The sequence below is a fragment of the Actinomyces sp. HPA0247 genome, assembly GCA_000411415.1.
Taxonomy (GTDB): domain Bacteria; phylum Actinomycetota; class Actinomycetes; order Actinomycetales; family Actinomycetaceae; genus Pauljensenia.
In genome coordinates this window covers 1,062,437-1,074,600 of sequence record KE150450.1, presented here as the reverse complement: position 1 = coordinate 1,074,600, position 12,164 = coordinate 1,062,437, and the positions used below count along the sequence as shown (strand labels likewise).

The 12,164-nt window shown below is 65.6% G+C and carries 4 protein-coding genes, 1 tRNA gene and 1 pseudogene; 2 read left to right on the top strand and 4 right to left on the bottom strand.

Annotated elements, in window-relative coordinates; genetic code table 11:
• Positions 1-13 precede the first annotated feature (13 nt).
• From HMPREF1478_RS04335 to HMPREF1478_RS04325, 3 genes and pseudogenes are all read right to left on the bottom strand, one after another.
• A pseudogene (locus HMPREF1478_RS04335) lies at positions 14-715 on the bottom strand (activase); the annotation flags it as partial.
• 592 nt (positions 716-1,307) lie between these two features.
• Positions 1,308-2,543, bottom strand: coding sequence for an IS256 family transposase (locus HMPREF1478_RS04330; protein WP_016460499.1), 1,236 nt, complete (start codon positions 2,541-2,543; stop codon positions 1,308-1,310).
• A 650-nt stretch (positions 2,544-3,193) separates the two neighbouring features.
• Positions 3,194-3,283: transfer RNA gene (locus tag HMPREF1478_RS04325), tRNA-Ser, on the bottom strand.
• 297 nt (positions 3,284-3,580) lie between these two features.
• Here HMPREF1478_RS04325 and HMPREF1478_RS04320 point away from each other — a divergent pair.
• Positions 3,581-5,581: an OPT family oligopeptide transporter gene (locus HMPREF1478_RS04320; protein WP_016460866.1), complete on the top strand. Its 2,001-nt coding sequence runs from the start codon at positions 3,581-3,583 to the stop codon at positions 5,579-5,581.
• Between the two features lie 262 nt (positions 5,582-5,843).
• Positions 5,844-7,454 (top strand): glycoside hydrolase family 2 TIM barrel-domain containing protein, encoded by a 1,611-nt coding sequence (locus HMPREF1478_RS04315; RefSeq protein WP_051113417.1) that lies wholly within the window; start codon positions 5,844-5,846, stop codon positions 7,452-7,454.
• Positions 7,455-7,528: 74 nt separating this feature from the next.
• On the opposite strand, the gene HMPREF1478_RS04310 is transcribed toward HMPREF1478_RS04315, so the two are convergent.
• Positions 7,529-12,094 carry an acyl-CoA dehydratase activase-related protein gene (locus tag HMPREF1478_RS04310; RefSeq protein WP_016460864.1) on the bottom strand — a complete coding sequence of 1,522 codons (4,566 nt, stop codon included), beginning with the start codon at positions 12,092-12,094 and terminating at the stop codon, positions 7,529-7,531.
• Between the last annotated feature and the right edge of the window lie 70 nt (positions 12,095-12,164).

Here is a 12,164-nt window from a genome sequence, read left to right as displayed (position 1 = left end):
GAGCAAGCTGAACTCAGCGGAAAGCAGCACCCCGCCTCGGCGGAATTGCAGGCATGCCCAAGCCGACCACGCGGTGTCCCTCGCCATCAGAAGAACCACCACCGGATCCACACCCGCAACCACCACTGGAGGCACCAGCGACGGCCTCGCCGCCCAGGTCTTCAGAATCAAAATCGATCCCGACCAACTGCAGCACGCCATCTTCTTCACCATCACGCTCGGCGGCATTGTGCTGTTGGACAGCGGTTGCCAGCATCAGCTTGATTCGGTTGAGCTGATTGACTTCCGAGGCACCCGGATCGTAGTCGACCGCGACAATGTTTGCTTGCGGGTAACGGTTGCGCAGCGCGCGGAACATGCCCTTTCCAACGATGTGGTTCGGTAGGCATGCAAATGGCTGTGCGCAGATGATATTCGGGCATCCATGTTCGATCATGTCGACCATCTCGGCCGTCAAGTACCAGCCTTCACCGGCCTGGTTCCCAAGGCGCGCGATGTCCTCTGAGCGCGAGATCATCTCTTCGATGTCGCGATGGGCTTCAAACTTCCCATTTGTCTCTTCGAAGGCCTTGTGAACTGGGATTTCATACTTCTTGAGCAGCCACAGAGCCATTGGCATGATCTTGCGCTGTTTACCGTCGATCCCCAGGTTCTCGTAATCCCACTCCGCGCTGTCCGACGCGGTCGACACCGTCAAGGGCTGGTGGAAGAACTGAGCGTTCGCGCTGACGCCGCGGCCGTTGTTTCTGAGCTGAGGCTCGGGCACTAACTGCCCGGCCACCGCACACAACGAGAGGCGGGATCCTTCGGGGTCCCGCCTCTCGTTGTATCACTGAGCATCTGGAAGGCGGCGGGAGGCCTGCGAGCCCGTCAGGACCTGCTTCTGTGAACGCATCCTGCGCGCGTTAACCCGGTGGGTGACTGTGCGGGCAGGCTGCCCACCACGCCACCAATGGGGTTTAGCCGTGCATCAGCGGGGGTGCCAGTAGATGGGCCCAGCTGCCAGTCCCACGGCGCGAAAAAACTCGCCCGACACGGCCCCTCCAGCGACATCTCCGCGAAAAAACTCGCCCAGCACGCCTGAAAACAGCGTTTTTCGCACGTTTGGGCTTGCAGGGCGAACTTTTTCGCACACCGCAGCAGAAATAGAGGACGCTGGGCGAACTGTTTCGCGCGTGTGCGCTGATAGAGCCGAGCAGGGTGAGTTGTGTCCCGCCTGTGGGTCGGGATGGAGCTGGGGTGAAAGAAAAACCGCCCCGGTCAAGTCCTGTGGAGTGGTGTAATCGTTTTGTGTCCTTCGGGGTGGGTTATGCGCTGAGTTGGAGTGTGGGTTCCTCCTGTTGGGTGGGTTGGGGTGTGAGTCGTGATTTGGTGAGGATGTCGAGGCTGAGGTAGCGTCGGCCTTCTGCCCATTCGTCGTTTTGTTCGGCGAGGACGGCTCCGACCAGGCGGATGATGGCCTGGCGGTTGGGGAAGATCCCCACGGAGTCGGTGCGTCGGCGGATTTCGCGGTTGAGGCGCTCATTGGGGTTGTTGGACCAGATCTGGGTCCATACCCCGGTGGGGAAGGATGCGAACGCGAGGACGTCTGCCCTGGCTTGATCGAGGTGGTCACACACGGCGGGGAGCTTGTCGTTCACGTAGTCCAAGAGCCGGTCGTATTGAGCGTTGACTGAGGCGGCGTCGGGCTGGTCGTACACCGAGTGCAGCATTGCTTTGACGGCGGGCCATAGCGCTTTGGGGGTGACGGACATGAGATTCGCGGCGTAGTGGGTGCGGCATCGTTGCCAGGCGGCTCCGGGCAGGTTGGCGGCGATGGCCTCAACTAGGCCCAGATGGGCGTCGCTGGTGACCAGGCGCACGCCGGTCAGGCCTCGGGCGACTAGGTCAGCGAAGAACTCATTCCAGGCTGGACCGGTCTCGCTGGTGGATACGCGCACCCCCAGTACTTCGCGGTGTCCGTCATTGTTGACTCCGGTGGCAACTAGGACCGCGCACGAGACGACGCGCCCTCCTTCGCGCACTTTCATGGTCAGTGCGTCAGCGGCGACGAACGTGAAAGGCCCAGCGTCGTGGAGGGGGCGATGGCGGAACTCGTCCACGTGTTCGTCCAGGTCGGCTGCCATGCGTGAGACCTGGGACTTGGACAGTCCTGTGATCCCCAGGGTTTTGACGAGCTTGTCCATGCGGCGCGTGGATACTCCCGCTAAGTAACAGTCAGCGACCACTGTGATCAAGGCGCTTTCGGAGCGTTTGCGGCGCTGCAACAACCACTCTGGAAAGTAGGTTCCTGAGCGCAGCTTGGGGATCGCCACGTCAATGGTGCCGACCCTGGTGTCCAGGGGCCGGTAGCGATACCCATTGCGCCTGGTCTGACGCTGCGGGTCTTGTTGGCCCCACTGGGCCCCGCACACGGTGTCAGCGTCCGCTGATAACAACGCGTTAATCACGTGCTGGAGCAGGGAACGCATCAAATCCGGGGACGCCTGGGATAACGCCTCGCCAAGCAGGCCAGCAGGGTCGATAATATGAGGAGCGGTCATCGTTGTGCCTCCAAATCATTTCGAGTCAGAAGTAGAGAGCTTTCTCGAAGGATCACACGGTGACCGCACCCATATCAAACGGGCCGACCACCACACGGTTACACCACTATGCGGGACACTACTCGAATTTGAAAGGGGTGTGGGGGAATTGCATGCGAAATTGGGTGTGGGCGCAGAAATGATGTGCGTTAGGGTTGGCTGCCAGAGATGGGGTTCAAGTAGGAGACAGGCTGCGGTGCCCGCGGGCGGCGTCGGGGCCTGCCCGGACAACGAGCCGACGCGCCAAGCCACACGTCAACACACCAGGTCCCACCGGTGTGAAGGGCGCCGGAGGGCCGTGAGGGGCCTGGCTGCGGTGCCCGTGGGCGGTGGCGGGGCCTGGCCGGGCTTCGAGGCGACGCGCCGAGCGAAGCTCGCGGCGCGGACGGCTCGCGGGCGGGCCGCCGCCCACGGGCACACCAAGCAGCCCGGCCCCACAGCCGGGCCCTCCGGCGCCCGGAACACCAGCGGGGCCACAAACAAGGCACTGCGGGCGGGCCGCCGCCCACGGGCACACAAAGCAGCCCGGCCCACCAGCGGCGTCACAAGCAACCCACGCACGCCGCGTCGGCATAACAAAACCGCCCGGCCCCATTGGGGCCGGGCGGCGGTGGCGGTAGCGCTGGGATTTGAACCCAGGGTGGCTGTGACACCACACAGCATTTCGAGTGCTGCACCTTCGGCCGCTCGGACACGCTACCTTACCCGGATACTCTACTACACCCTCCCCCCGCGCGCGCAAATCGACCGGGCGTGCTGGGAGCAGGGCCACACCGCAGCCTGAAAGCAGGGCCACACAGCAGTCCAGAAGCCGGGCCACACCACAACCGACAACCAGAGCCACACAGCCACAGGATCACACACCGCACATGAAACGGACACAACCTCACCGTTTAGATTGATTGAAAACGAGATTAAGCGACCGCATACCATTCACGGGCGTGCATACATGCTCTACTCTTGCAGGGTATCTACTCAACGCAGCGAAAGGATTTTTCGTGTCTGCGCCAACTGCGGCGAAGCAAACGTCGCTCAAAGAATTGACCCTGCGTGGCATCATCATCGGCGGCATTATCACGCTGGTGTTCACTGCTGCGAACGTGTATCTGGGTCTGAAGGTCGGCTTGACGTTCGCAACGTCGATTCCGGCGGCCGTCATTTCGATGGCGGTTCTGCGCTTCTGGGGCGATCACACTGTCCAGGAGAACAACATCGTCCAGACGATCGCGTCGGCGGCGGGCACGCTGTCGGCGGTCATCTTCGTCCTCCCCGGCCTCGTGATCGTCGGTTGGTGGAGCGGTTTCCCCTACTGGCAGACCATGTTCGTGTGCGCGGTCGGCGGTTCGCTGGGCGTCATGTACTCGATTCCCCTGCGTCGCGCGCTCGTGACGGGCTCGGACCTGCCCTACCCCGAGGGCGTGGCAGGCGCTGAGATCCTGAAGGTCGGCGACGCTCAGGATGCGGGCGAGGACAACAAGCGCGGCCTCCTGGCAATCACCTGGGGCGCACTGGCCTCGGCCGTGATGGCGCTTCTGGGCTACATGAAGGTCGTCGCCTCCGAGGTTGGCACGGCCTTCAAGATCGGCTCGACGGGCACGATGATTTCCACCTCCCTGTCTCTCGCTCTGATCGGCGTGGGCCACCTGGTCGGCATGACGGTCGGCATCGCAATGCTGATCGGCATGATCACCTCCTACGGCGTTCTGCTGCCCCTGTACGCGAACGGCCAGCTGGAGGGCGCGGATGACCTGACCTCGGCCCTGTCCACGGTGTTCAAGTCGGACGTGCGCTTCATCGGCGCGGGCGTCATGGCGGTCGCCGCCATCTGGACGCTCATCAAGATCATGGGCCCGATCGCCCGCGGCATGTCCGAGTCGCTGCGCGCCTCGCGCGGCACCAAGGAGGACGGCGCGCAGGTGGACCGCACCGAGCAGGACATCCCCGGCAAGTGGGTCATCGTTTCTATCTTCGTGGCGATGGTTCCGATCGCGGGCCTGCTGTGGTGGTTCATGCGCGGCACGCAGATCGAGCACAACACGGCGGTCCTGATTGCCGTGTCGGTTCTCTTCATCCTGCTCGCGGGCCTGCTGGTCGCGGCCGTCTGCGGTTACATGGCGGGCCTCATCGGTTCGTCGAACTCGCCGGTGTCGGGCGTCGGCCTGCTGGTCGTCGTCATCACGGCGGTTGTTATCCTCGCGGTACACGGCCGCGGTTCGACCACGGAGGAGAACACGGCGCTCATCGCCTACACACTGTTCACGTCCGCGATCGTGTTCTGCATCGCGACCATCGCGAACGATAACCTGCAGGACCTCAAGACCGGCCAGCTGGTGGGCGCGACCCCGTGGAAGCAGCAGGTCGCCCTGGTCATCGGTGTTGTCTTCGGCTCGCTGATCATTCCTCCGGTCCTGGAGCTCATGCAGAACTCCTTCGGCTTCCAGGGTGCGCCGGGCGCTGGCCCGGATGCGCTGGCAGCTCCGCAGGCCTCGCTGATTTCTTCGCTCGCGAAGGGCGTCCTCGGCGGCGGCATCGACTGGAAGCTCCTGGGTATTGGCGCGGCGATCGGCGTTGTCGTCATCATCATCGACGAGGTCCTGCGCCCCGCCACGAAGGGCAAGCTGGCCCTGCCTCCGCTCGCGGTCGGCATGGGTATTTACCTGCCTGTTTCCCTCACGATCCTGATCCCGATCGGCGGCCTGATTGGCTTCCTGTACAACAGGTGGGCTTCCAAGCAAGCGGACGCGGAGCGCGCGAAGCGTTTCGGCACGCTGGCTGCGACGGGCCTGATCGTGGGCGAGTCCCTGTTCGGCGTCATCTACGCGGGCATCGCGGGCGCGACGGGGTCGGATTCCCCGCTGGCGCTGCCGTTCATCGGCGACGGCTACACCCCCGTCGCGAACGTGCTCGGCATCGCGTTCTTCGCGGGTGCGACGTGGCTGCTCTACGGCTTCGCCCGTAAGATCACGCGCGACGCGGATCGCGAGTCCGCCTCGAAGTAAGCGCGTCGTCAGCGGGGCACGGCCTCGCGTCACGCATCAGCCCCGGCCTCGTTCCTTCTCTCAGGGACGAGGCCGGGGTTCGTTATACCCAAACCGCACCTCCCCGGAACGGTAATTTTGCCCATCCGCGTGACCATAAATCCCAGAATGTGGTCGCCATCCCACTTGTCACCCGTAGAAATTCTGCATGTCAAGGCACATTTGCGCACATTTCAGATATATTGCCATTTCATGACTAATGATTAAATGGTACTTTAATTACATGAAACACATCCCGGAACCAGACGTTGCATGGCTGCGGGACCCGGGGGCGTCGGTGAACCGCCTGACGGTGCACTCGACGTGGAGGTCGCGCAGGCCACTTCAAATGCTGTCCAGCACCTGGCAGGTCACGGGTGTATCTGGCACTCCCGCCGAGTTGATCAAGCGCACTCCCCTTCAGCGTGATTTCGAGGCGACGTCGGTGCCCGGCGTGCTGGAGATGGACGGCGCATGGGTGCGCCGAGAGGAAGAGGCCCGCAGGCTGGACGAGGAGGGGGGCCCGGACCGGGTGCGCGCCTCGATCCTGCGCCGTGAGTTCATCCTTGACGCGCCCCTCAAGGACGCGGCAGAGCGCGGCTGGACCATGACGCTGACCTTCGGTGGTTTCACGGGTCCCCTGTACGCGTGGGTCGACGGAACGTTCGTGGGCTTTTGCGCGGACGGTTTCATCCCCACCGCCTTCGACGTGACGGACGCGCTGCAGCCGACGCACACTCACGCGATCGCCGTGCTTCTCATGGATTCTCCGGCGTGCTGCCACGGCCTGTTCCGCGAGGTGTCGCTGGAGGCGCGCCCAGCCGCGCACATTGTCGACCTGATCCCCCAGGCCTCGCACGATGGCAGGAATGGGAGCCTGCGGCTGCGCATCGAGGCCTCGGCGGAGTCAAACAACTCGAGCGTGCGCGCGGCACTGCTTGGTGAAGCGGAGCAGCAGGAGATATGGTCCGCGAGCGCGCCCGCCGGCGAGGTGCTGGAGGCGAGCGGATTGGACGTGCTTCCGTGGAGTGCGGAGGAGCCTGCCTTGTACGCGCTCGTCGTGACGGTGAGCGACGAGGAGGCGGGCACGCAAGACACGGTTGCCTTGTATGTTGGCTTCCGCGACTTGGCAGCCGCGCCGCAGGGGGTCCACCTGGGCGGGCGCCCTCTGGTGTTGCAAGGTGTGCGCCGCAACGAGTGCGACGGGCGCACCGGGCTCGCGGTGGGCCTGCAGGACATGCTCGATGACATCGTGTGGTGTAAGCGCCACGGAGTGAACACTGTTGTGATCGAGCAGGGGCCCGCGCACGCGCGCTTCTACGAATTGGCGGACCTGTACGGCCTGTACATCATTAACCGGCCCTCCACGATGTACGAGCCTGGAATCGCGCGCGACGAGGCGATCGAGGCGGCGATCCGCAGGGATCGGGCGCACCCGAGCGTCATAGCGTGGAACGTGGGCGAGATTGACGAGGAGGTCCACGCGGCCCTAGCGCTGGACTCGACGCGCCCGGTGTACGCGGGCGGCGACTTCCCGGACCTCGCCGAGGTACGCAGGGAGGAGCTGCACTACACGCCTGTCTCCGTTGCTCCCTCGTATTCGGGGGTGACGGTGCGTAACCACATGACGTTTACGTCGACGGCCGACCTGGAGTTCCTGTGTCGGGTGATCGAGGATGGGCAACCGACCTGGGAGTTCCCGGCGTTCCTGGACGTCGCGCCCGGCGAGACGGGGTTCCTCCCGGTGGAGTGGCCGGCCTCGGGCGTGCGCGAGGTGTCGGTGCGCCTGTCGTATGGGACAGGCTGGGCGCCGGCCGGGTTTGAGATCGGGCGCGGGGTCATGACCGCGCCTTAGACGCGGCCGGGGACAGTGCGCACGAGGGGGACGGAGCCTGCGAGCTCCGTCCCCCTCTCGGTGTCACGGCTGGGTCAGCGGAAGGCCGCGCGCCTCGTCGGGATGGTCGGCATGCCGAGCATGACGGAGCCGGACCCGCCGCACGACGTCGGCTCTTCGACGTCGACCAGCTGCAGAACGTCGCCGTCGTGCGCCTGGGGGTCCTGCAGGGCGGTGGCGAGCATCAGCTTGATGCGGTTGAGCTGGTTCACCTCGGAGGCGCCCGGGTCGTAGTCGACGGCCACGATGTTTGCCTCGGGGTAGCGGGTGCGCAGCGCGCGGAACATGCCCTTGCCGACGACGTGGTTGGGCAGGCACGCAAACGGCTGGGCGCAGATGATGTTCGGGCAGCCGTGTTCGATCATGTCGACCATTTCGGCGGTCAGGTACCAGCCTTCGCCGGCCTGGTTGCCCAGGCGCGCGATGTCCTGGGAACGCTCGATCATCTCTTCGATGGGCCGGTGCGGCTCGAACTTACCGTTCGTGGCCGCAAACGCGCGGTGCACGGGCTTCTCGTACTTCTTAAGCGCCCACAAAACAATCGGCATGATGTAGCGCTGCTTGCCGTCAATGCCCAGGTTCTCCTTGTCCCACGCGGCGGTCGCCACGGAGTTGTGGAAGAACTGCATGAGGCCGGGCAGTTCGGCCTCGCAGCCCTCGGCCTCGATGACGTCGACGGCGTGGTTGTTGGCGTCGGGGTGGAACTTCACGAGGATCTCGCCGACCAGGCCGACGCGCGGCTTACGCGGAATGTCGCGCAGGGGCAGGGCGTCGAAGGCACGCACGCACTCGCGGATGATCTTCCCGTAGGAGACGCGCCCGCCGAGGGCCGTCACGCGGCCCGACGTGATCCACTCCTGCACGTAGCCGTCCCACGTGCGGTACAGCTCCATCGCGGAGCCGGGCGTGGCCTCGTAGGGGCGCACGCGCAGCAGCATCGACTGGATGGCATCGCCGATGACGAACGCCTGGATCGCCTTGTGGATGTGGGGGATCCCCAGGTGGAAGCCGGGGTTGTCCTCGATGCCCTGGACGGACAGCGCGATGACGGGCACCTGCGGGTATCCGGCGTCGCGCAGGCCCTTACGCAGCAGGGCCGCGTAGTTGCTGGCGCGGCACATACCGCCCGTCTGCGTGATGCCGACGGCGGTGCGGTCGGGGTCCGCGCGCCCGGAGATGAACTCGTCGAGGAGCTGACCGATGACGACGATCGCCGGGTAGCACGAGTCGTTGTTGACGTACTTCAGGCCGACTTCCATGGAGGTGCGGCTCGTGTGCTCCAGGACGCGCACCTTCAGGCCCGCGGTCGCGAACAGCGGGGTGAGGAAGCGGAAGTGGATCGGGGACATCTGGGGGGCCAGGATCTCGTAGCCGGCCTCGCGCATCTCCTCGGTGAAGGCTGTGCGCGGCTTGATGTGACCGGCCTGCTCCTCGCGGGCGGCGTCCCCGGAGGGGTCGCGCAGGGTGGCGGTGTCGACGGAACCCGACACGAGTCCCACGGACGAGGCGGGGGCCAGTTCCGCGCCATCCGTGCCGTCCCCGGCCCCGGCCTCGTCGATCGTCGAGGCGAGGGTGGCGCGCTCAGTGATCGCCGCGTCGAGGGAACGCAGGCGGATCTTCGCGGCACCCAGGTTGGAGACCTCGTCGATCTTGAGGACGGTGTGCACGTCGCCGCGGCCCTCAAGGATCTCCTGGACCTGGTCGGCGGTGATCGCGTCGACGCCGCAGCCGAAGGAGTTGAGCTGGACCATCTCGAGGTCCGGCTCGTCGCCGACGCGGGCGGCGGCCTCGTAGAGGCGCGAGTGGTAGGACCACTGGTCAAGGACACGCAGGGGGCGCTCGAGGCGCGCGTCGATGATGGAATCCTCGGTGAGAACGGCCATGCCCAGGCCGACGATGACCTCGGGGATGCCGTGGTTGATCTCGGGGTCGAGGTGGTAGGGGCGGCCCGCCAGCACGATGCCGCGCACGCCGTGCTCACGCATCCACTCGATGGTTTCGACGCCCTTCGCGCGGATCTCGGCCTTGACGGCGGCGTCCTCCTCCCACGCCTTGTCCAGGGCGGCCTTCATCTCCTCGACCGGGATGTCGTAGCCGTATTCCTTGAAGGTCTTGGACAGGTGGGCGGGCAGGTACTCGCGGTTACCGAAGTTCACGAAGGGGCTGATGAACTTCGTGCCGGGCTCCAGGAGACGCTCCATGTTGTTGCGGATGACCTCGGGGTAGGTCGCCACGATGGGGCAGTTGTAGGAGTTTTCCGACTCGGTGAGCTTCTGCTCGAAGTCGACGCAGGGGTAGAAGATCGTCGTGATGCCCTTGTCCAGGAGGGACTCGATGTGCCCGTGGACGAGCTTGGCCGGGTAGCACACGTTCTCCGAGGGGATGGACTCCATGCCGGTTTCGAAGAGGTCGTGGTTGGAGCGCCCCGAGATCATGACGCGGAAGCCGAGCGCGGTGAGCATCGTGAACCAGAACGGGTAGTTCTCGTACATGCCGAGCACGCGCGGGATACCGATGTCGCCACGGAAGGCCTTCTTTTCGGTGAGGCGGCGGTATCCGAAGATCCGCTTGTACTTCCAGTCGTAGAGGTTGGGCAGCTCCGACTTCTTGGGCACGCGCTCCAGGGAGGCGCCGCGCTCGCAGCGGTTGCCCGACACGTGGCGCTCGCCGTTGGAGAACGTCGAGATCGTCATCTGGCAGTGGTTCTGGCACAGGCGGCAGGTCTTGCGCGTGGTGTCGACGGCGAAGCCCTCGAGGGCCTCGATCGTGGCCAGGGACGAGGTCCCCTCCCCCGTGTCGTGCATGCGCGCGGTCAGGGCGGCGCCGTACGCGCCCATCAGGCCCGCGATGTCGGGGCGCACGACCTCGCGGCCGGTGAGCAGCTCGAAGGCGCGCAGCACCGAGTCATTGAGGAAGGTTCCGCCCTGGACGACGACGCGCTCGCCCAGGTCCGAGGGCTCCTTGAGCTTAATGACCTTGTAGAGGGCGTTACGCACGACGGAGTAGGACAGGCCGGCGCTGATGTCGCGCACGTCCGCGCCTTCCTTCTGCGCCTGCTTGACGGAGGAATTCATGAACACCGTGCAGCGCGTCCCCAGGTCCACGGGGGACTCGGACTCCATCGCCATGCGCGCGAAGGACCGCACGTCGGTGCCCATCGTCTGCGCGAAAGTCTGCAGGAAGGAGCCGCAGCCCGAGGAGCAGGCCTCGTTGACGGAAATGGAGTCCACCGCGTGGTCGCGGATGCGCAGGTACTTCATGTCCTGGCCGCCGATATCGATGACGGAGGTGACGCCGGGGCAGATGAATTCGGCGGCCCGGTAGTGGGCCATCGTCTCGATCTCGCCCTCGTCCATGGTGAGGGCGGCCTTGACGAGGCCTTCGCCGTAGCCGGTCGCGCACGAGCGGCCGATCTCGCAGCCCTCGGGCAGGGCGCTTCTCACGGCGCGCACGATGTCGACGGCCGCGGCCACGGGGTCGCCCTCGTTGGAGGCGTAGTGGGTGAAGACGATGCGATCCTGGGAGTCGATGACGACGGCCTTGATCGTCGTCGAACCCGCGTCGATGCCGAGCCAGCAGCGGCCCTCGGCCTCGTCGAGGCTGGCCTTGGGGATGACGTCGAGGCTGTGGCGGGCGATGAACTCCTCGCGATCCTCGGGGGTGGCGAAGAGCGGGTCCATGCGCGGGGACTCCACCTGAACCGGGGCGGCGGCGAGGCGCTCCATGAGGGTCGTGAGCTTCTCGCCGCGGGTCTCGACGGAGGTCGCGCCCGCTTCCTCGGCCTGACGCGCTTTCTTGGCGGCTTCCTTCTGCGCGAGGAGGGCGGCGCCGATCGCGACGTAGAGCTGGGCGTCGTCGGGGGTGACGAAGGCGTCGGCCTTGGGCAGGAGGGCCTTGTAGGCCTCGCGCAGGGCCGGCAGGAAGTGCAGGGGGCCGCCGAGGAACATGACGGTTCCTCGGATCGGGCGCCCGCACGCCAGGCCCGCAATGGTCTGGGTGGCGACGGCGTTGAAGATGGAGGCGGCCAGGTCCTCGTGGGCGGCACCCTGGTTGATGAGGGGCTGGATGTCGGACTTGGCGAAGACGCCGCAGCGCGAGGCGATCGGGTAGAGCTGGGTGTGACGGGTCGCCAGCTCGCCGAGGCCGGAGGCGTCCGTGTGCAGGAGCGTCGCCATCTGGTCGATAAAGGCGCCCGTACCGCCCGCGCACGTGCCGTTCATGCGCTGCTCGGGGGTGGGGTGCAGGTAGGTGAGCTTGGCGTCCTCGCCGCCCAGCTCGATGACGACGTCGACCTCGGGGTGCAGGCGCTGGGTGGCCTCGGTGCCCGCGATGACCTCCTGAACGAAGGGGATTCCCATGGCGCGGGCGGTCGTCAGGCCGCCGGAGCCGGTGATGGCCGCGTGAACGCGGGCGCCGGGCAGGGCACGCTCGACGTCGGCGAGGAGGGCCCCCAGGGATGCGCGCACGTCGGCGTTATGTCGACGGTAGTCGGAGAAAAGACGGCGATTTCCATCCAAAACGACAGCCTTGACCGTCGTCGAGCCGACATCGATGCCGAGCTGATAGGGGCGCGTGGCCTCGTGGTGACCCTGTGTTGTCATGACGTACCTCCTGAGTCCTCACCACAACTTAGGAAACCCAAAGCACAGAGTCAAAGGCGTCCACTATGAG

Coding starts and splice junctions, on each gene's coding strand:
- HMPREF1478_RS04330 (WP_016460499.1), bottom strand. CDS start 2,543: ATGACCGCTCCTCATATTATCGACCCTGCTGGCCTGCTTGGCGAGGCG.
- HMPREF1478_RS04315 (WP_051113417.1), top strand. CDS start 5,844: ATGAAACACATCCCGGAACCAGACGTTGCATGGCTGCGGGACCCGGGG.
- HMPREF1478_RS04310 (WP_016460864.1), bottom strand. CDS start 12,094: ATGACAACACAGGGTCACCACGAGGCCACGCGCCCCTATCAGCTCGGC.